Below are 21,923 nucleotides of genomic sequence, written 5' to 3'. Positions count from 1 at the left end.
AAAACAAATTTATAATTATGAAATTAACTTATCGCATTACCACAGTCATTTTCCTTGTGCTTATTTTCTTAACAGCCATTACGGATATTACCCGGATGGAGTTTGTGGCTAAACCGGTAAAACATCTTGGATACCCGGATTATCTTCCCATTATGATCGGCTCGGGGAAACTAATTGGTATAATTATTTTAAGCATCCCTAAGTACTCCCGGTTTAAAGAATGGGCCTATGCCGGTTTTACGGTTCTATTTGTAAGTGCTGCTACTTCGCACGCCATTGTAGAAGATACTATCGGGAATGTATTGGCGCCATTGTTTTTAGAAGCCTTGTTGCTGGTGTCTTATATCAGCATGGTAAAAACGCCTGGTGCGGATAAAAGATGAATAGTCTGTTAATACCTTTGAGCTGAAGTTCAGAAACTTCAGCCCTCAACCCTCAGTCCTCAGTCCTCAGTCCTTAACCCTTAACTGTGAACTCTTTTTGGACAACAAATGTTATCCTATGCTATCTCAACTTTATAAATTTTATTAATTTAATATATAAGACTATATAAAGCCTGTCTAACTACCTAAAATAAAATTTACACTTTTTATTTTTTTTAAAAAGATTTCTATACTTTTGAATTACCACGTTGAAATTAGAGCAATAGGACTATACCGTTATTACGCAATCTTATCAGAGCCAGTGAACAGATCTATACTTATGAGAGGGACAATTGTAGCAAAGCACGGCTAATAAGTTGTTGAATATCAACCAATATTGAACTAGCATTTATCAAACCAAATCTAAAATTAAGCGCAATGCGAAAATCTCATGCCTTTGTCATGGTGATGCTGCTGCTATTTACCGGCACATCACTGCTTGCCCAGGACAAAAAATCAATTAGCGGAACCATTGTGGACGACAAGTCTGCAGTAGTGATAGGCGCCACTGTAATTGAAAAAGGTACCAGGAACAGCACCTTTACCGATGAACGCGGGTACTATCATTTTTCCGTAGCCCCCTCAGCTACGCTGATCATTTCATCAATCGGTTATGCTACCAGGGAGGTAGCGGTAGGTAACAGTTCAACCGTTAACGTTACTATTAACCAGGACACAAAAGGATTAAATGAAGTAGTGGTTACAGGCTTTGGTGAAAGCAGGGCTAAACGAAGCCTTGGATATTCCGTTACCCAGGTTTCCGGTGACGATATCAGGAGAACAGCCAGCCCCAACCCAATTTCCGCCTTACAGGGTATGGTACCCGGCTTACAGGTTACTCCCAATGTGGGCGGCCCGCAGGCATCCACCCGGTTTCAGATCAGGGGCAGCGCCAGCCTGGATCCGTATGGTAACCAGCCGCTGGTGGTGGTAGATGATATTGTGATGGACGATCAGGTAATTCTGCCCAACCGTGGTGGTGAGCAGGATTTCGGGAACATCCTGAAGGACATTAACCCCGACGACATTGAATCTATTTCCGTGTTAAAAGGTGGTGCTGTTACCGCATTGTACGGCAGCCGCGCATCCAACGGCGTGATCCTCATCAAAACAAAAAAGGGTTTTTCACAAAGAGGTTTGGGCGTTTCTTTTACCCAGTCTTTTATGTTTGAGAGAGCTTATAAAACAGTAGATCTGCAGAACAGGTTTGGCGCAGGTATACATGTGGACGATTGGATAAAAGGCACCAATGATACGCTGGAAACTGATCAAACTTATTACTATGCCAGCTTTGGCCCTGAAATGAAAGGGCAGATGTTTAAAGATATCACCGGCCAGTACCGCGCCAATAATCCTGGCGTGAATGATCCGCTGTCACTGTATAAAACGGGGGTTACCCGTAATACGAATATTGGTATTTCCGGTGGTAATGATAAAACCACTTTCCGTTTTTCTTATTCCAACCTGGGATCATCCTCTGCAACGCCAAACAATAACCTGGACAGGAACAGCTTTAGCTTCAGAGCCACACACCGTCCTATAAAATCAGTGTTGCTGGATGTGAATACTTCCTACACGCAAAGTGGTACAGAAAACCCTGCTTTGCAGGGGGGCAATAGCGTATTGTACGCAACAAGCTATGGTGTACCACGTAACTACGATATTAATTACTGGATGCATAACTATTTAGATACCGAAAATGGTGGCATATCACCAAGAGATATCTCCGGCGCCTCCAACGCTTTCTGGTACATTTACCAGAACCACTACCAGCAAAAGGAAAATAACTTCAGGGGCAGTGTGAACCTGAGAGCAGACCTTACCAACTGGCTTCGTTTTGATGGAAGCGCTTCTATCAATGCATTTGAAACAAATTACACCGCCAAGATAAGAGGTACCAACCCCGGTTTTGAAGGTGGTCAATATAAGGTTAACAATAATAGTGTAAGGCAATACCGTTACCGTGGAAGCCTGAGCTATATTAAGAAAGTGAACGACTTTGACCTGCTGGTACAAGGTGGTGGAGAGCTCAACCAATCCAAGCAGGTAGGTTATTACGCTGAAACAAATGGCCTTATTATACCGGACCTTTACCGTCTTTCCAACTCTAAAGACAGGCCCCGTATCGACGAAGGAAAACCGAACGAGCTGCAAATGGCTTCCCTGTTCTACCAGGCCAGCGTTGGTTTCAGAGACTATCTGACCCTGAACGTGTATGGCCGTAATGACTGGAACAGTACGCTGGTATACAACGATGGTCATGGCAACTATTCCTACTTCTATCCCGGTGCGGATCTGGCTTTTGTATTCTCTGATCTGGTTAAAATGCCCAAGGGCTTTGATTTTGGTAAGCTGCGTGTTTCGTATGTGCAGGCAGGTGGTGGTACATCACCCTATAAAACCAATACCGGTTCCTATACCGCTTATGGTTTGTATTACGATGCTACCGGAGCACCTATTCTCAGATATGGCATTCTCGGAAACTCATTGCCTAACCAGAACCTGAAGCCTGTGCGTAATGCTAAGATCGAGGCAGGTCTTGAGTTTAAATTGTTTAACAACAGAGTGGGAGGTGATATTACCTGGTACCAGCAGGATTCCAAGAACCAGATCCAGGACTTTACAGTACCCCGTGAATCAGGTGTAGTAAGTGCTTTGATCAATGGTGGTAAAGTAAGGAACCAGGGGATAGAGCTTACCCTTTACGGAACACCCTACAAAAAAGGAAATTTCTCCTGGGATGTAATGTTCAACTATACCCGCAACAGGAACAAGATCCTTTCTTTACCATTTAACTCCAAGGCAGCGATGCTGGATGGGGGAGATGGTATTTACTCCGTGGCTAACCTGGGTGGCGATTACGGTGCTATCCGCGCTAACTATCACTACGCTTCCTACCAGGCAAAAGATGGTAATGGCGCTGACATGCAAAGTGGCCTGAACGGCATGCCGGTAGTAGGCTTTAATGCAACCGGTGGGGAATTTGGCGCCCCGGTAATTTATTACCTGAGGGCTGGTACCTATAACCCCACAGTAGGTAAGGAATCAGATCCGGTTGTAGGATCTACCATGCCTGACTTCCTGGGCAGTATCCGCAACACTTTTAACTATAAAAGACTGGCAGTAAGCATTTTCCTGGATGCGAAATTTGGCGGTGATGTATATTCCAACACTTATGGTTACGGATCACAGTACGGTATGCTGAAACATACGCTGGCCGGCCGTACCACGGACCTTGGAGGTTTAAGCTATACCGGCACCGCAGACTACAATGGCCTGAAAGCTGAACGCCATGATGGTATTTTACCGGTAGGCGTATTTGCACCCGGCACTGTAATAGGCGCAGATGCTAGCGCTGATGGCCAGGAGCACGATGTTTCCGGTATGACCGTGGCTGATGCCTATGAGAAAAAATATGTAAAGCCGGTAGCAGCTTCTGATTATTATGATCGTACCTATGGCTGGAGCAGCGGTATCAGATCCGCCAGCATGTTTGAATCTTCATGGGTATCTATGCGTGAGCTGTCCGTTAGTTACGACCTGCCTGTTGGCGTAGCCAGCAGATTAAAGATGAACAGCCTGCGCCTTTCGCTGATAGGCCGTAACCTGTTCTTCCTGTATAACAGCGCGCCGGACAATGTGAATCCGGATAACCTGAGCTCAACCAGCAGCGGCGCCTTTATTGAGAACGGCGGTGTGCCTTATTTCAGACAGTTTGGATTTTCTGTAAACGCCAGTTTCTAACAGGCTCTTTAACGATTGTAAAAATTAGTAATAACCAGGATTTAAAATATAATTATGAGGAAGACATTATTACAGGCAGCTTGTGTGCTGACGCTTTTGGCAACTTCCTGCAGCCGCGACAAATATGCGGAGCTGAACACAGATCCCGATCTGATCCAGGTAGATCAGGTGGACGCGAAAGCGCTGTTCCCTACCGCTCCCCTTGCCATACATACCAACGACTTTGAAGCCTATTATGATATACACCGTAATATCCAGTACTGGATCGGCGCCTGGGTGCCGCTGGGTGGTAACGGGGCTATTATTACGCGTTTTAAAACGCCCATTTCAGCTTCCAATTACCCTTACAATTATGAGGACCTGTATTCCAGGGAAACCATAGGTGCGGGCGGTACGCTGGTAGAGATGAGGAATGTTATCGATAAAATGGATGATGCTACCAAAGCAAAATATCAGCATATCCGTGCCATTTCCTACATACCAATGGTATTAGCTGCTTTTAACGTTTCTGATCTTTTGGGCAGCGTTGCCTATTCAGACGCATTTAGAGCCAGGTATACTACTCCCCCGGTATTAACGCCTAATTATGATACGCAGGAAGCGCTGTATGATACGCTGGACAATCAGCTGAAAAGTGCGGTTGCAGTATTAGAACAAAGCTTGCCTGATCAGGAAAAATTAGGCTCGTATGACCTGTATTATTTCGGTGCAGGAACAGAGGCGCTGAACTGGGCTATGGCAGCCAATTCAATGAGATTGCGCATTGCAATGCGTATGCTCAAAAGAAAGCCCGATGCTGCAAAAGCCATCATTAATGAAGTGCTGGCAGATAACGTAGGGCCTATTAACAGCCGGGCAGCTTCCTGGATCTTCAGAGCCGGCACCACAGTAGCCAATGGAGGCAACTATAATGTGGCAGCAGGGCTTTCGGGGCAAAAGGCATCTATTGATTTCATGTATAAGAATCATGATCCACGTATCCGGAACATTTATCAGAAGGTTGAGCTGACCCAGGACCAGTTTAATACTTTCCAGGCTTCCGGCGTTATTGGAGCAGGTGAGGTGTACCAGGAATACAGGGGCCGCTATACCAGCCCGGATGCAGCTAATGAAGCTGATAAGAAGTTTTATTTTAACTACATCACCGGGTCTACTGCATATGTATCATACATACAATACGCATTATTCAATTCTTCAATAGCCGACGGGTTGGTTAACTATCCTGTGATCACCTATGCGGATGTATGTTTTATGAGAGCCGAGCTGGCCGCCAGGGGCATTACTACCGAAGCTGCAGCCGACTGGTATTATAAAGGCATTGAAGCATCCCTTGCAGATTATGATGATTGGGGAAAAGATGCAAGGGTAGTGGGTTATACACCGCTAACAGCTGATGAAGTTACAGCCTATAAGCAATCGCCGGGCATCGTGTATAATCCTGCTAAAGGGGTAGAGCAGATCTGCATTCAGCAGTTCATTAATTTCTACCGCAATCCTTATGAATGCTGGGCGTTGATAAAAAGAACCGGTTACCCAAGCCAGACCGGCCAGGTTTACCAGGCAGAAAAGGTTAGAGCTGGTGGCGTAGAAGCTGTTATGCCCAGAAGATGGAGCCTGTTTGTGCCGCCGATCACTGATTTCAACTACGCTAACAGAAGGGCGTCTATTGAGGAAATGCAGAAGGATCCCGAGCTGGGCGACTTAACTGATATTACGGGAAGAGTTTGGTGGGATAAAAAATAAGTTGTAGAATAATACAATGCATTCAGATCAGGTATCTTTACCTGGTCTGGATGCATAACCAAAAAGCTTTTCATGAAATATGTGTTGCTTATTTGCGGCTGTTTGTTTTTAGGAGCATTACATGCACAGCAGCCGGCAGCGGATGCGCTGAAGGCCATTAAGGTAAGAACAATAGAAGGCAAGTCCTTCTCCTTATCCGGCATTCACAAGCAGCTGACCGCCCTGGTGTTCCTTTCGCCGGACTGCCCGCTGAGCCGCAATTACACTATTGTATTGAATGAGCTACAAAAGAACAAAAGAGATTCCCTGGCCATTGTGGGCGTTTTTGCAGGATCAGTATACAGTGATGATGAAATAAAAGCCTTTCAGCAAAAATATGCAGTTGATTTTGTGCTGGTACGGGATAAAAAAGAAGCGTTGGTAAATTATACACAGGCAACGGTAACGCCTGAAGTTTTTTTATATGATAATAACAGCGTGCTGGTATACAATGGCGCCATTGATGACTGGGCTGTGAGCCTTGGCAAAAAGAAAAGGCAGGCGGATCACCATTATCTGCGTGACGCCATTGATAATTTTTTACAACATAGAACAGTGAACCCTTTTAAAACAACGGCAGTAGGTTGCCTGATCAGCAATAAATGAAGCATATGCCAGCACGCTTATTTACTATAGTATTCCTGTTTACATTCACCACGCTTCGTGCACAAACCTACTACGACGTTGAACCGATACTGCTGCGTAAATGCGGTGTTTGCCATAATCCCGGAGAGGCGGCCCCTTTTCCGCTATTGAACTATGAAGATTTTACAAAGAGGCTTCCCTTTATAAAAAAAGTGATCAGCACCGGCTATATGCCGCCCTGGCAGGCAGATACAGCGTATTCACACTTCGCCAACCAGCGGGGGCTTACAGCTGAAGAGAAGCAGGCCATTCTTGCATGGATAGATCATAAAGCGCCTAAAGGGAAAGCGCCTAAAAATGCACCGGTACTGAATACAAACGCCGGTAAGCTGTTAAATGGCCGGGCGCCTGACCTGGTATTAAAATCCAAAATACCGTTTACTGTTAAGGGAAATAATAAGGAAAGGTTTATAGAATATAAAGTGCCGTTTGAACTACCGGCCGGCAAAAGCGTAGAGGCCATTGAATTTGTGACCAACAATAAAAAGATCATACACCATGTTAATTATGGTTTTTATAGTGTAGCTGATAGCAGTGTGGACCTGGATGCGGGTTTAAGCACCATTGATACGGACGAAGAGCCACAGAACAGGAGCGCTTTTGACCAGCTGAAACGAACCATGGTTTATTACACGGGATGGATACCCGGGGCCTCAGCAGAATATTATCCCAATGATTTTGGCTGGACATTTCCCGAAAGGGGAGTAGTGATCTTTACCACGCATTATGCGCCTATAGCAGCAGATGAGCAATCAATAGTGGGCGTTAACATGTACTTTAAAGATGCGCCGGTAAAAAGGCCGGTGCGTATTATCAGCATTGGTTCCGGCGGGGTAGGTGAGCGGGACATTGATCCCATTTTCATGATCCCTCCTGGCCAGGTAAAAACGTTTGAGCTGAAAATGAAAACGCCCGAAGAGCAATCGCTTTTATATGTGTGGCCGCATATGCATTACCTGGGAAGATCTTTTGAGGCATTTGTAGTAACACCGGACAATGATACCATTCACCTGGTTAAAATACCCCAGTGGGACTTTCGCTGGCAGGAGCTGTACCGGTTTAAGAAGCCGGTAAAGATCCCCCGTGGTTCTGTTATTTACATGAAAGGCATTTATGATAATACAAAAGATAACCCTTTTAACCCCAGTGATCCGCCAAAATATGTTTTTTCAAAAGGCAGTATGAGATCGGACGATGAAATGTTTACGCTATTGCTCATTTATGCGCAATACAATTTAGGAGATGAGAGCATTGATTTGGAATAGATAAAACGTGTATAATATTGTTAATGTTTGTGCGCTGACTTGCAATTGCAATCAGTTAGCCCTTACTTTGCCTTGTCATTTGTATGTTTTTCGGGAATAAAGAACAGCGTTTCTGAAATATGGTAAAGAGAGATTATTACAAAACATTGGCCCTGAGGGAATTTTATTTCTCCGGGAAGCTTTCCTCCACGGATCTGAGTGAACGTATAGGAAAGAGCATACCCCATGTGATGAAGGTAATTGATGAACTGGTGACCGGGGGCTTTATCCTGGAATCGGGGTACGCGCCATCCAGCGGCGGCCGGCGGCCGGTAACCTATGCTATGAAGCAGGATGCCATTTACGTCCTGTCAGTGGCTATGGACCAGATGGTAACCCGCATAGCGCTGATGGACCTGCAGAATAACACGGTTACCCCTGTTAAGAAATTTGAGCTGCCGCTTACGGATAACCCGGCAGCCATTATACAGCTGAAGGAGAAAATGTCCGAAGTGATTAGTGCCTCCGGTATAGATAAAAAGAAGATCATAGGCGCCGGCATCGGGATGCCCGGTTTTGTAGATGCTAAAAAAGGCATCAATTATTCCTTTTTAAATACGGAAAATAAGACCATCCGGGAATACCTGGCGCAGGAGCTGGGCTTTCCTGTTTATATTGATAATGATTCCAGCCTTATTGCTTTGGCGGAATTTCGTTTTGGCGTGGCGCGGCAGAAAAAGCATGCCCTGGTGGTGAATATAGGCTGGGGTATTGGCCTGGGCATGATCCTGAATGGCGGCTTATTCCGGGGCCATAATGGTTTTGCCGGTGAGTTCAGCCACATTCCCATTTTCAATAACAACAAATTATGCAGCTGTGGCAAAAGCGGCTGCCTGGAAACAGAAGCCTCTTTACAGGTAGTGATAGAAAAAGCCGCGCAGGGCTTAAGATCCGGGCGGCCCTCTACCTTAGGCAGCGATTACCCCAGCGGGCACCTGGAAGCTGATTGGGACGCCATTGTGGCCGCTGTTCATAAAGGCGACCGTTTTGTGATAGAGCTGTTGTCGCAAACAGGTTATGATATAGGAAAGGCCGTGGCTATCCTGATCCATTTAATGAACCCTGAGCTGGTGGTGTTAAGCGGCAGGGGAGCTTTAGCCGGCAGGCTCTGGGAAGCATCTGTGCAGCAGGCTTTGAATGAACATAGTATCCCGCGGCTGGCTGCCAATACTACGCTGGCTATTTCAACCCTGGGCTACCAGGCAGAGCTGATCGGGGCGGTGGCCTTGGTAATGGAAAGCAAAGTACGGGAGTACGAAATAAAAAGTAAAAGTGTAAATGCCAAAGCATTCATTGATGAACAGAATGGATTGGTAGGCATGCAATAACCTTATTCAAACACCCGGATCACTTTTATAAACCGCTCCATATAATAAGGGCTGAGCGTTGTTTCTGTTACGCCTGCAGCTTTCCCGGAAGTAGAATGTATGAAAACAATGCTATCGCCTGTATAGGTAATGATCCCCATATGCCCCACCGTTCTGATGGCACTATCCGTGCCTGTAAAAAGGATCAGGTCACCGGGTTTTGAGAGGTCCAGCGTAACAGGTATGCCCTGGTCACTGAAATCTGCGGAGCTTCTGGGAACGGCTATACCAAAATGATTAAAAACATAGGTAATGAACCCGGAACAATCGAACCCTGCTGCCGGATCGGAAGAGGCATATTTATAAGGAATACCTTTCAGTGTTTTAGAGAATGCGATGAGTGTTGCCGGGTTAGTACCACTGGTATTAATACCCTTTTCCTGTATAAATACCGTAGAGCCGGTCCTGTTTGGCTGTACAACACCGGAATCAATATCATTAACGATCCAGGCAAGGGTATTCACATGCTCTTCGTCAGCCGGCTGCCCACAGGACAGCAGCGCTGTCAGTAACAGGCATAGGACAAGGGTTTCACGCATACTTGAAATTAGTAAAAAATATAATATTAATATATAATATTTCCCCCCGCTGCATCCGGAAAACGCGGAAGCCGGAGATCAATCCCCGGCTTCCTGTAATTATATATTATACAAACTTTCTAACGTCCCCAGGTTACATTGATGTTATGCGCCTTTGCATAAACCTTACCAAGGCTGGTCAGCTTTTCTGACAGCGCATCAAACTGTTGGGCGTATTTGCTGCTTATTTCCTGTCCTTTTGCTGCAATATCTTCTTTAGCAGCGCCATCGTCGCAAAGTTTTGCCAGCGCTTTATACTCATTCTTGTAAACAGGCAGCACATATTCATGCAGGGCAATGGAAGTTTGCAGCATTTCTTTGGTTTCATCCGTTTCCTGTAATGCTTTTACATCCTTCAGCGCTTTTTCAATACTCAGGACCTTAGTTTCAACCACCTGGGCAGCGGTAACGTTTTGTTGCACTCCTTCATGTTTTACCGTATAGGCCACCAGCATATTTGTAAACTGCTCAGTGGCAAAATCATTAAAAAGATTGGTGTTTAGCACAGCCCTGTCAAAATAGTTTTCCGGGGTGGCTGTATTACAGGCGGTTAACAAAAATGACCAGCATAAGACCAACAAACTGGCAATCGTTTTTTTCATGTTCAATGTCTTTTGATTTCGCGCAAGTATACAATATTTATTTCTGGATTTTGAATTTGGCAGGTACGGGCACAGGGCCTGTGCTCCGGGGAGAGATCCGGTTTTATGTGACGGTTATGGATAAACGCAGCGTTAAATTTCACGAGGCCTTTTACCAATGGCGTCCAATATACAGGGTTTCCATTTTGCACCCAATACAAGTCCGTTTATACTGCACTATTCTGCCAAGGTAGATGTTTCAAACAAAGTGAACTGCATGCCCGATGGGTCCTGCATGCGCTGCACCTTGCTCCAGGGAGCTTGTTTAACGGCGGCAATTTTGATAGCGCCGGCTGCCGCTAATTTTTCTCCGGCCGTGTCTATTGCATTGCCAACTTTAAAGGCAAGCCGGACAGGCCCGGCTACCCGTTCGCCTACTTCAATTTCATCTATGGTAGCAGCATGGCGGCTATCTATCAGCTCCAGGGACGCCCTGCCTGCATCCAGGATAATGCCATTGCCTGTTTGCTCATGCCATTCTTTAGAGGTTGTTAAACCCAGAGAATCCCGGTAAAATTTTATGATCTCTTCCAGGTTGTCTACTGTCAGGATGATCCTTAATTCATTTGCCTTCATATGATGCTGGTTTTATAATGGAGCTTGCTGTTATTAGCATAAATTAAAACTACTAAATACCTGCCGGATAAGTTGGTAATTTACCCGGATAGCCTACCTTTAGGCTACGGGGCAATAGTACAGCAGAGCAGGCAGGTCATTTACTGCCGCTATAACGTTCATGAATAAGATCTATTTGACAGGCTTTTCGTATATACTGACAGTACAATAAACTTTTACCTTTCTTACTCAATACAGCATGCAGGCTGCGGATGAAATTTAGCTGATCCTATGAGCTTTAATAAATTATTGGAAGAACAATTAAAAAAATACCTGCCGGATGCAGCGCTACTGGAACAACCGGCATTCCTGCGTTTCCTGGAAGCGGTGAATGAGTCCTATGAATCCTATGAAAAGGACCGGGTGCTGTCCGGCGATGCCGTTAGCATCACCGCGTCTGAACAGCGCATGCGGCTGGCCCTGCAAACCATTGAGGATAATGTATGGGAATATGATTTTGAACAGCGTAAAATGGTATTTGCGCAGGTAAATAACTCTGTCTTAAAACTACGGCGGCTGGAGTATGTTGATAAAGAGAATGAGGAATGGTGGAGAGAAATTTATGAAGAGGACCTGCATATTGCAGTAGATACCTTCCGCAAATATAAGCAGGGCCTCATCAGCAAACATTCCGTTGAATACCGTATGCACTGTGCAGATGGCAGTATTAAGTGGATCCTGAACCGGGGCGGCGTAATAAAAAGGAACAGTGAGGGCCAGGTGCTTAAAGTAGTAGGCGCTATAACGGATATAGATGCGCTCAAGAATATACAGGCAGAGCTGCGTACCACAGCCAACCGCTTATCTAACCTGCTGGCCAGCCTGCACAGTGGTGTGCTGGTGGAAGATGAGGCCCGCAGGATCGTTATGGCCAACCAGCAGTTCTGTGATCTGCTTTCCATACCGTTGCCGCCGGAAGCGCTTATAGGGCTGGATTGCAGCCAGACGGTTGAACAGTCCAAACACTTATTCAAAAACCCGGGGCTGTTCCTGAACCGGGTAGCGGAGATCCTGGAAAACCGGCAGCAGGTAACCGACGAAGAGCTGGAAATGGCCGACGGGCGCATATTGGAAAGGGGCTATATCCCGGTATTCCTTGACAATGAACACAAAGGGCACCTGTGGAAATACAATGACATTACCAAGCGCAGGCAATCGGAAAATATTATAAGGCTGCAGGAAGAAAAGTACCGGAACATCATTGCCAATATGAACCTGGGGCTGACAGAGGTAGACCTTGAGGAGAACATCCTGTATGCTAACCAGAGCTTTTGTGAAATGTCGGGTTATACCCCGGATGAGCTGATGAATAAGAATGCTTCTATGTTATTCAGGGGCAAGGAGAATGACGGCTTTACCAGGGAAAAGCAGGCGCTGCGCGCCCAGGGCATATCAGACGCTTATGAGCTGGCAGTGCGTAATAAGAAAGGGCAGCTGAAATGGTGGCTGGTAAGCGGTGCGCCGCGTTATAATGATGCAAATGAGCTGGTAGGCTCCATTGGCATACACCTGGATATTACCAGCCACAAACAGCTGGAGCTGGCTTTAATGGAAGCCCGGCAGGCCGCAGAAGAATCGGCGCATGCCAAAGAAACCTTCCTGGCAAATATGAGCCATGAAATACGTACCCCTATCAGCGCCATCCTGGGTATGAGCCGGCAGCTGGGTGAAACCAGCCTGGATCAGGAGCAATCCCTTTTCCTGGATAATATTAACAAGGCATCCGAACACCTGCTGGTGATCATTAACGATATACTGGATATTTCCAAAATAGAAGCAGGCATGCTGCAGCTGGAAAACATTGGTTTCCGCCCGGCAGAGCTGGTTGAACAGGCAATAGCGTTAATGACATTGCGGGCGCAGGAAAAAGGGCTGCTGTTATCCACGAAAATAGAGGCCGGTCCATGGCCCGTGATCATGGGCGATCCTTTCCGGCTGAAGCAGGTGTTACTGAACCTGCTCAGCAATTCCATAAAGTTTACTGAAAAGGGCGGCGTGCAAATAACCTTCAATACCCTGAGCTGGCGGGGCAGCCAGCTAACGGCTGTTATTACGGTAACAGATACCGGCATAGGGATGGATGAGGCAACGCTGAAGAACATTTTCCAGAACTTTACCCAGGGCGATAAGACCACTGCCCGCAAATACGGCGGTACCGGACTGGGAATGGCTATCAGCAAACAGCTGGTAGAAATGATGGGCGGTACCATTCAGCTTCAGAGCAAACCGGGTGCAGGCACCAGCGTTGTGCTGCGCATACCTTTTGATATAGGTAAAGAAAAAAACATCCCGGTAAAGGAAAAACAGAGCATAGACAGCTCTATACTGAAAGACTGCCGGGTGCTGCTGGCGGAAGACAATGAAATTAACCAGCTGATCGCCTGCAGGATCCTGGAAAAACACGGCCTGGTGGTCACCGCGGTTAATAACGGGAAGGAGGCCCTGGATGCCATGGCAAAACAACCTTTTGATGTAGTGCTGATGGATATGCAGATGCCGGTTATGGACGGGCTGGAAGCAACCGCATTTATCCGCGCCAATATTAGCCGGGATATACCGGTAATTGCCTTAACAGCTAACGCCATAAAAGGGGAGAACGAAAAGTGTATAAAGGCTGGCATGAATGATTATATCTCCAAACCATTTGAGCCGTCAACGCTGATCAGTACCATTGCACACCTGGTAGGCAGGCAGCTGAAGTAAGCATATACCCCTTACCGTTAGTGTGTAATAAAAATAGGGTAGGTAAGCGACTGAATAAAAAGATCGGCCTGGCTATGCTGCAGGAAGTTGGAAAGTAAGCTTCTGCCATAAGCTCCCATTACCACCAGCGCATGCCGCTTTTTAAGCAGGTAGGTAAAGAGCTCATTACCCGGTTCCCCTTTTAATGTAACCACATCTGAATATGCATAGTGATTGCTTAACCAAGAAGCGATCATCCCTTTTTCATCAACAGGCAAGCCATCATTTTTTACCTGTACTACAGTTCCCCTGGCTTCATTGAGCTCGGGCAACAGGTAAGTGAACTGTTTCATGGCAAATAAGGCAGCGTTACTGCCATCATAACAAAAAACAATCTCCGAAATAGTTGATCTTAATGCAGGCGCAATGATCACCGGGCATTTAGCGGACATGAGCAGCTGTTTCAATAATGTACCGGGTACCTGTTTGGTAGCTCCTATTGCAGCATCTGTAATCATAAGGTCTGCAAAACGGCTTTCTTCTATGAGCGATTCCATTAAAGGCCCTTCGAGGTAGCGGGCAGAAACAATTAACCCCTTTTTATTACAGGTGTTTATAAAATCACTCATATTATCTTCAATCTCCTGTCTTTTGCTAACATATTCCGGGAGGTCGCCGGCTACAATGCTTTCCACATATGGGAAGCCCAGGGCCTTTTTCAGGGCAGGTTTTTCTGCATACCTGGCAGGCTGAAAGAACAGTACATGAAACCGGTAGCGGCCTAAACCGGAGAGATAGTGAAAGAAGCTCAGCACATGATCTGTTGGCTGCTCACCAGCCAGCATGAGTATTATCTTTTCCATAGTGCTTTTTTTTCAAAACTATACCGCTTAGGGCAGGTGTTCAATGACAACCGTCAGCCGCATACATGATTGTTACCATGGTATACATATACAGATAATCTCCTGACCAGGATCAGCAGCGCCGTTGCCTGCCGTCATTTAATACAGGCGGCCGTTCACATATTTTTACAAAGCGGCGGCATTACCATCCGTTGCGACCAGGTAACACCACCTAAATCTTGTATTATGAAACTATATGTGAACCAGAGCAGCACACTGGGTGAGATACAAAAAGACTTCAGGGATATGTACCCCTACCTGAAGCTGGAATTTTATAAGCGCATTCAAACCGGCAACCAGGGAGCTTCATCGAAAGACAAGCTGCAGGCTAACTATTTACCGGGAAAAATAAATACCGGCCGTGTTTATACAGCCATTGACATAAGCCCGCAAAGGAGCGCCGGCGAGCTGGAAAACGAGATCCTGGATATACTGGGTGTTAGTGCGCAGGTTTTCCGCCGTTCCGGTAATATCTGGATCCAAACTACGGATACGGATAAGTGGAGCCTGCGGCTACAAAATGAAGAGGGCAGGGCATCCTGCATTTCTATTTCGCCGGGCCACCAGCCGCCGGAGCAGGAAGATTAAATTTCTGCAGGTACTGTATGCAACTATGATCTTGGTCAGGCGCCGGTATAATTGCTGTCATTGCAGGCGGGTTGGTTAATAGGTAGCTTTGCATCATAAAATGAACCATATGCAGGAAGTAATTAATAGTTCATACCAAACAGTAGACAGCGCGCTATCCCTCATCAAAAGCGGCGACCGGGTATTTGTTCACGGCAGCGCCGCTACGCCGCTGGAGCTTGTAAATTCTTTACTGGACCGGGCTGGCGAGCTGCATGATATAGAGCTGGTATCCATAAGCACCTATGGGCATATTAACTGGAACCGGCCGGAGGTGCTTAAAAGCTTTTACCTCAATTCCCTTTTCGTATCCGCCAACGTAAGAGGCTGGGCAAATACCAGCAGCGGTGATTATGTACCGGTGTTTTTAAGCGAGATACCCCGCTTGTTTGAAAAAGGTGCATTGCCTATAGATGTGGCGCTGGTGCAGGTATCCCCGCCTGATCAGCATGGGTATTGTACCCTGGGTACCTCTGTGGATGCGGCATTAAGTGCGGTACGCAGCGCCAAAAAAGTAATTGCACAGGTAAACCCGCTGATGCCAAGGGTACTGGGAGACGGGGTCATTCACCATTCACGTTTCTCCGCTATGGTATGGAAAGCAGCGCCGCTGCCGGAAATAAGCTATACGGAAAAAATAGACAGCGTTACCAGGGAGATCAGTAAATATGTAGCCGGCCTTATTGAAGACGGCTCCACGCTGCAGCTGGGCATTGGCGGTATACCGGATGCTGTGCTGGAACAGCTGGTACACCATAAAGGCCTGGGCCTGCATACCGAAATGTTTTCCGATGGCGTAGTACCGCTGGTGGAGAAGGGTGTGATCACCAATGAGCATAAAGAGGTACGGAAAGGGAAAATAGTCAGCAGCTTTATACTGGGCACCCGCAAGGTCTATGATTTTGTAGATAATAATCCTTACGTAAGCTGCATGGATGTTGCGTTTGTAAATGATAGTGATGTGATCCGCCGGAACCCGAAAGTAGTAGCCATTAACAGCGCCATTGAAATTGATTTTACCGGCCAGGTGTGCGCGGATTCAATTGGTACTTATCAATATTCCGGCATAGGCGGGCAAATGGATTTTATGCGGGGCGCTGCCCTGTCAGAAGGAGGAAAGCCTATTATAGCGCTGCCTTCCACCACAAAAAAAGGTATTTCCCGTATTGTGCCCTGCCTGAAAGAAGGAGCTGGTGTGGTAACTACGCGCGGGCATGTGCATTATGTGGTAACGGAATATGGGGTGGTGAACCTGTATGGAAAAAATATGGAGCAACGGGCTAAGCTGCTTATCAGTATTGCGCATCCTGATCACAGGGAAAGTCTTGAGAAGGCGTATTTTGAACGCTTTGGTAAATTATAACGGGTAGATACTCCAGGAGTACAAGGGAATTGCTTTAACAGCAGTTCCCTTTTTTAATTGTATGTTATCTTCAGGTACAAATTAAATTCCACTTCCAGCAAATCGTTTGCCCGTATCATGCCGCCCAGCTTACGTGGCGGGGTAAGATTGAAATCCGTGAACTTAATCTGCTGGTTGCCGGTGAGGTGGATCACCTGCTGCTCATCCCGAAATATGTGGTAATTGATCTCAAATGTTTTTGGAACGCCGGCCAGCTCAATGTTCACTGTACCGCAGATTGTTTCCTGCCGGGAGCTAAGCGCCGGGTACTGCTTCAGGGAAACAAATGTGATGGTCAGGCGGGGATGCTCTTTAACCTTTAATGTTTTGCGCAGGTCATTGGTCATAACATTGCTCAGGCAGTTAAAATCAGCTACCGGCAATCCAATAGACCCTGAAAGGGCTACCATGGCATTTTTACCACAGCTCCTTTGAATGGTAAGTGTATCGGGATTAGTATAATCCCGGATGCTGCAGCTGAACTTATTCATGTTGGTGCTGCCGTTCACCCGCAGGGTACATCCCTTTATTATTACCCATTTTTCCGGGGCATTGGCAGCTTCATGCAGCGGCTGCATAGTTGCCAGGCAGGTAAGCAGGGCTAAGGAAAGGTGTTGGATGATCATAGCAAAAAAATTTAAACAGGGAATAATAAAGAAGGTCAGCATGCAGCAGCATCCTGACCTTCTTTTGTTTTACAACCAGGTGCTCAGAAGCCTACCGTGGCTTCAATTACATAACCGTTAAATTTGCCGCCTGCACGGTAATCGGCAACGGGGAAATCTTTGTACTGCTGAATAACATATTCGCCTTTCAGCATTATATTCCTGGTAAGGAACCATCCGCCTGCAAATGCCAAACGGTCCACGGAAACATTACCATCGTATTTAATAGCGCCTGCACCGGTGCCTGTGGCATTGTTAGCCAGCGTTGCACGCACAGCGTTATACCGTACACCCAGGAATACATTTTCTGCTTTAAAGAACCGGTACACTGCATCCACTGCATACTGGCTGGCATTGCGGGTGCTGGTTTCACGGGCTGTTCTGCCGGATGCGGTTTCATAGGTGCCAAACAGCTCCAGGCCGCGTGCTTTTACAAAACCATTGAACATAAATGCATTCACCTTTTTGTTGAACCCGGGGTTAAAACGGCCGGAAAAGGCCAGGGGCGTACCTGCGCCGGTGGCGCTGCTGGGATTGGCGGAGTTCAGCTCCATGATGTACTGGTAGTTAGAGCCGGAACGGTCGCCACCATATAAGGTATTGCTGCCGCTGCTCTGGTTACCGTAATAAGAGCCGCTTATACGCAAACGGATATCGTCTGTTAGCTGTCTGTCAAAACCGGCTTTCAGTAAAAGGCTGGGTGATTTATGACGGTCGCCATCCGGGTTTTGTGCAGCATACAAAGAATCCACATTTCCTTTGATCATGCCGTTGGTAACGCCGATCATACCAAACAGGCCATTCTTCTTTACATATATTTCACCACCGATCTCTGTTGCAAAAGCATCCATGATATAACCTTCCATAAAGGGGTTATACAGGGCATGGCCGCCATCGGTCCGGCGAAAGTGTTCATCGCCGTAGTTCACTTCAAAATGCCCGATCTTAATAGTGGTCACTTTCATAATATCGTTCCAGATCTGACCTTTAAATGGCAGCTTATCAAATTGTATAAACCCGCCTTTTACCCAGCTTTCATTGTGGTGTTTGGAGGATAGGTAGGTGGTTACATTCAGGCGGATCCCATCTGCCAGCTGTACATCCAGGTACAGGTTAGCCTGTGCGGTCTGGAAGCCGGCGGTGATCACCTTTAATTTATTACCAGGTATGATCTCACCGCTGGAATAGGAGCCTACATCATTTTTTAATGCATCGGGATTTTTATGTTTCAGGTTCTGGAACTGTTGAGTAAAACCCGCGCCAAATTTCAGCTTCAATCCATCAAAGGTGGCAGCGGTATCTTTCGGATCCTCAAAAATATTAATGCCTTGCTGATCATAGCTGCGCATGTTGGCGATCTTTGGCTGCAGCTGTGCTTTTAGTGCTACCGGTAACAGTAATAAGAGCAGGCCGTAAAGGATCGGGTTGTGAATAAACGTTTTCATACAGTAAAGGTTTTAGCAGGGTGATGATGTTTTTATTTTTTTAGTGTGAGCTCAAAGCTCACGGTTACGTCGTTGCCTGTTTTAACAGTACCCATCATAAAGGAGGGAGGGTCTATGTTAAAAGTTTTCATGCTGATCTTTTTGCTGCCTTTTACCGTAATGCTTTTATCTGCATTCACTTTGGCAGTGGCCAGCAGCTCTGTTTCCTGTACAGCGCCTGCCAGCGTGAGCTTTCCAATGCATTTAACAGCGCCATCCGGTGTCAGTGTTGCAGTGGTAAGCTGGTAGGTAAGCGTGGGCGCCTTATCTGTTTTTAGTGCTTTGTAGGCATTTTTATCCATGCCGCTATGTTCACTTTTAAGGCTTTGGGCGGGCATGGTAAAATGCAATGCTGTTAAGCTGTTCAGCTGCCCGGCAGCATCGAGCGTAAAGGTGGCGGTACATTCCCCCTGGGAGGATTCCATTTTCCAGTCATGCAGGGTAGAGGTACCGCTAACAACAGTATGCACGCCGGGTGCATTATAATTTACCTGTGCTATTGCTGCGGTTACAACCAGCTGCATGCAAAAAAGTAATATGCCTGTTTTGATCTTTCTAAGTGAGGGACCTGTTTTCATGTGCTTGTGTTTATGCATGCAAAGTAGGGCAGGCGTGTGTTGCAGGGAATGACTTGTATCATAACGAACCTTGATCCTTAACACAAGAATGTGTGATCATTATCACCTCATATATCATACGTACGTTACCGTTATTTGCAGAAATAAAAAAGCCGCCGCTGAAAAGCGGCAGCTGTGTCAAGTTGCATTTAGGAACCATTATTGTGGATTGTATGCGATCCCCACAATTTTTTATGTGGGTGAGATCTGCCGCACCATGCGGCCTCCGATCCTCCCTTTTTCATTTCATCAAAAATTGTATTAATGTCTCCTGGTTTTGCGCTGTGTATCGTAGCTTTAAAAGCATATGTAAAGGAACACATGGCAGGTGGTTTAAGGAATGATGGTTGTCAATAAACGGGATGACAGTTATCAGGAATAAGGCTTTATTAAAAGAACAAGCCAGGCATTGCTGCCTGGCTTTAAAAGAGATCTGAAGCTGTTGAATACTAATCTGCGCTGATCACAAAATTAATGTCGCTTTTTGCGCTTATACCGGTTGACCTGAAATTGATCCTGTAAATACTATCGCCCCATTTCTGCTGTACGCCCTGGTCTTCCTCTGTTGACAGGGGCACTTTTTCCACTGCGGCTTCCAGCAGCTTTGCAGGGTAGCGTACATAAAAATCCTTTGCCCCGCCATCTTTTGCCCGGCCATGCACCACTATTATACCGGGCTGCTTTACGGTTACAGGATAACAGGTCATCAGGTGTTCGGTGAGCGAGTCTGCTTTTTGCAGCTGTATAACATCTCTCACCTGTACCTGTTTACCTTTGTTGAGCTGTATGGTCCTGTTCCATTTACTGATCCCGGCTTCCTTAGGGTATGCCCCGGCAATATCCAGCGCCAGCCGGCTGCTGCCATTCCCGGTATGATAGCTTACCTGCTCCGCCTTGAAACGGGGACCGGCTTCCTGCGTATGCCCGTTAACGGTAGGTATATTATGGTAGTCTGAACGGTTGTACCAGATCTCATACCTTCTGCTGCTGAAAGTTTTAGCGGTGTAGGTGCCACGGCCTACATCTATCAGCACGGGTAAGCCGTCATAATACACCAAATAGCTGCCTACATCGTTGTGGTTATGGCTTTCATCGTTATTACCACCTTTGGCAGCTACAAAATAACCGGCGGTACTGCCTGCATGGTCACGGGTTATCATTACTTGCAGATCTGGCCACCAGAAATCAGCGGGCAGCGGCAGGCCTTTTTCCGCATGGTTAAATTCATCTTCCATAAACAGGGCAAACAGGTTCCTGAAGAACTGGTAATTTCCCAATGCACCTTTGCTTTTTCTATCCAGGTAGTAAGCGCCAAAATGCATCATGTCAGGATCCTGGATGTCTTTACCAAACCGGTATATCATGGTGCCAGCCATTCCGGGCTGGGGGTCTGCATCTGCAAAATCCAGGAAGTAACGCTCACTAATCTGGGCCCGGTAAATGAATGCACCCATGTTCCTTATCTTTTGATCGGCGTATACATAGGTGAATGCATTGTTGCTGGCAAGGTTCAGCAATGAAATATTATCGTACAAAGAGGCGGCTGCAGCACCCCAGTAGCCAGGGCCTTCATCACAGCCGCCATCTGCAGGATAGGGATCCAGGAATGCATCCAGCACACCCAGGATCTTGTGCACGGCTGCCAGGCGTGCCGTATCATTTTTTTCCAGCAACAGCACGGAATTAAGCCAGTTGGAACAGATCCAGGGATTCCAGTTATTGGGCCGCCTGCCGTTGGCATTGGTGCCCATCCACCCATGATATTTGGTCATAAGCGGTTTAAAGATGCGGTAATTGGTTTCATAATAGATCCTTTTGCGCAGCTGCGGGGAAATGGCGTCCAGCTTATCCCCCAGGAAATAATCCACCCAGGCCAGCAGGGTGGCTGTTTCGGCAGAAAAGAGCTCCACAAAGGGCTGCGATACATCCATTAACCCGGCATATTCTTTTGTATGCGGCAGGTGTGCGGATGCACCCCAGAAAGATTCTTCGCAAATGGACCATACGCCATTCACAATATCATCCATAAACCGGCCCTTATTTTCATACACTTCCGCCAGCAGCAGGGTACCCAGGGCAGCGCGTTTTTTATTGGCAATATCCTGGTACTCGCTCCGGTTGCCATTCCGCACGATCAGCAGGGATTTTACAGCCGGTATGCCCGGCCATTCAAATCCTAAATATCCTTCCGCTCTTTTTATCAGGGCCTGGCCTGCAGCAGCATCTGCCTTGGCCCATGCGGCCCGGTTATCCGGCTTTGGAAAAGGTAACCAGCTGGCTTGTGGTATTATTATTTTTGCTAACTGTGCTTCAGTGTAACGGCCGCTTAACAGGTGCTGCTGCGCGTGTAATGCAACCGGGATCAGGTACAGCATGCAGAGGGCCAGGAATAGTTTTCTCATGTTTTTTGATTTGAGGATCTTAAAAAATAAGGTATTGCCCACTG

Annotated in this window: 17 protein-coding genes; 9 read left to right on the top strand and 8 right to left on the bottom strand. The window is 46.7% G+C overall.

The features are described 5' to 3' along the window. Positions 1-17 precede the first annotated feature (17 nt). The 6 genes from KVT36_RS23580 to KVT36_RS23555 all read left to right on the top strand — a co-directional run bounded on the left by KVT36_RS23580 (position 18) and on the right by KVT36_RS23555 (position 9,225). Complete coding sequence (locus KVT36_RS23580; RefSeq protein ID WP_217605910.1) at positions 18-383, top strand: DoxX family protein; 366 nt, start codon at positions 18-20, stop codon at positions 381-383. 417 nt (positions 384-800) lie between these two features. Then, the gene (locus tag KVT36_RS23575; RefSeq protein WP_217605909.1) at positions 801-4,166 is read left to right on the top strand and encodes a SusC/RagA family TonB-linked outer membrane protein; all 3,366 of its coding nucleotides are present in this window, start codon (positions 801-803) and stop codon (positions 4,164-4,166) included. Positions 4,167-4,220: 54 nt separating this feature from the next. Next, a complete protein-coding gene (locus tag KVT36_RS23570) occupies positions 4,221-5,909 on the top strand; it encodes a SusD/RagB family nutrient-binding outer membrane lipoprotein (protein WP_217605908.1) in 1,689 nt (562 codons plus the stop codon). 72 nt (positions 5,910-5,981) lie between these two features. After that, positions 5,982-6,554, top strand: coding sequence for a redoxin domain-containing protein (locus tag KVT36_RS23565; RefSeq protein ID WP_217605907.1), 573 nt, complete (start codon positions 5,982-5,984; stop codon positions 6,552-6,554). A 5-nt stretch (positions 6,555-6,559) separates the two neighbouring features. After that, positions 6,560-7,858 carry a cytochrome c gene (locus KVT36_RS23560; protein WP_217605906.1) on the top strand — a complete coding sequence of 433 codons (1,299 nt, stop codon included), beginning with the start codon at positions 6,560-6,562 and terminating at the stop codon, positions 7,856-7,858. A gap of 119 nt (positions 7,859-7,977) precedes the next feature. Further along, a complete protein-coding gene (locus KVT36_RS23555; protein ID WP_217605905.1) occupies positions 7,978-9,225 on the top strand; it encodes an ROK family protein in 1,248 nt (415 codons plus the stop codon). Positions 9,226-9,227: 2 nt separating this feature from the next. Here the strand turns inward: KVT36_RS23555 and KVT36_RS23550 are convergent, their stop codons facing one another. The 3 genes from KVT36_RS23550 to KVT36_RS23540 form a co-directional block, all read right to left on the bottom strand. Then, positions 9,228-9,803, bottom strand: coding sequence for a C40 family peptidase (locus KVT36_RS23550; RefSeq protein WP_217605904.1), 576 nt, complete (start codon positions 9,801-9,803; stop codon positions 9,228-9,230). A gap of 119 nt (positions 9,804-9,922) precedes the next feature. Continuing rightward, positions 9,923-10,444 carry a hypothetical protein gene (locus KVT36_RS23545; protein WP_217605903.1) on the bottom strand — a complete coding sequence of 174 codons (522 nt, stop codon included), beginning with the start codon at positions 10,442-10,444 and terminating at the stop codon, positions 9,923-9,925. Positions 10,445-10,660: 216 nt separating this feature from the next. Next, on the bottom strand, positions 10,661-11,059 hold the full coding sequence (locus KVT36_RS23540) for a VOC family protein (RefSeq protein WP_217605902.1): 399 nt from the start codon (positions 11,057-11,059) through the stop codon (positions 10,661-10,663). 270 nt (positions 11,060-11,329) lie between these two features. Between KVT36_RS23540 and KVT36_RS23535 the strand changes: the two genes are divergently transcribed. After that, complete coding sequence (locus KVT36_RS23535; protein ID WP_217605901.1) at positions 11,330-13,801, top strand: PAS domain S-box protein; 2,472 nt, start codon at positions 11,330-11,332, stop codon at positions 13,799-13,801. Between the two features lie 17 nt (positions 13,802-13,818). On the opposite strand, the gene KVT36_RS23530 is transcribed toward KVT36_RS23535, so the two are convergent. Beyond that, positions 13,819-14,643: a universal stress protein gene (locus KVT36_RS23530; RefSeq protein WP_217605900.1), complete on the bottom strand. Its 825-nt coding sequence runs from the start codon at positions 14,641-14,643 to the stop codon at positions 13,819-13,821. A gap of 225 nt (positions 14,644-14,868) precedes the next feature. On the opposite strand from KVT36_RS23530, the gene KVT36_RS23525 reads away from it, so the two are divergent. Continuing rightward, on the top strand, positions 14,869-15,270 hold the full coding sequence (locus KVT36_RS23525; RefSeq protein ID WP_217605899.1) for a hypothetical protein: 402 nt from the start codon (positions 14,869-14,871) through the stop codon (positions 15,268-15,270). Positions 15,271-15,379: 109 nt separating this feature from the next. Further along, entirely contained in the window at positions 15,380-16,672 is a 1,293-nt protein-coding gene (locus KVT36_RS23520; RefSeq protein WP_217605898.1) for an acetyl-CoA hydrolase/transferase family protein, read from the top strand. A gap of 53 nt (positions 16,673-16,725) precedes the next feature. Here the strand turns inward: KVT36_RS23520 and KVT36_RS23515 are convergent, their stop codons facing one another. The 4 genes from KVT36_RS23515 to KVT36_RS23500 form a co-directional block, all read right to left on the bottom strand. Then, entirely contained in the window at positions 16,726-17,337 is a 612-nt protein-coding gene (locus KVT36_RS23515) for a YceI family protein (RefSeq protein WP_217605897.1), read from the bottom strand. Between the two features lie 83 nt (positions 17,338-17,420). After that, positions 17,421-18,821, bottom strand: a complete 1,401-nt coding sequence (locus KVT36_RS23510) for a hypothetical protein (protein ID WP_217605896.1) — start codon at positions 18,819-18,821, stop codon at positions 17,421-17,423. Between the two features lie 32 nt (positions 18,822-18,853). Continuing rightward, positions 18,854-19,438: a YceI family protein gene (locus KVT36_RS23505; RefSeq protein WP_217605895.1), complete on the bottom strand. Its 585-nt coding sequence runs from the start codon at positions 19,436-19,438 to the stop codon at positions 18,854-18,856. 488 nt (positions 19,439-19,926) lie between these two features. Beyond that, entirely contained in the window at positions 19,927-21,879 is a 1,953-nt protein-coding gene (locus tag KVT36_RS23500) for a heparinase II/III family protein (RefSeq protein ID WP_217605894.1), read from the bottom strand. Positions 21,880-21,923 lie beyond the last annotated feature (44 nt).

It is taken from the genome of Chitinophaga sp. GbtcB8, from assembly GCF_019091455.1.
GTDB lineage: Bacteria > Bacteroidota > Bacteroidia > Chitinophagales > Chitinophagaceae > Chitinophaga.
Note: the sequence above shows the minus strand (reverse complement) of the source record. Positions and strands in the feature narration are given on the sequence as shown.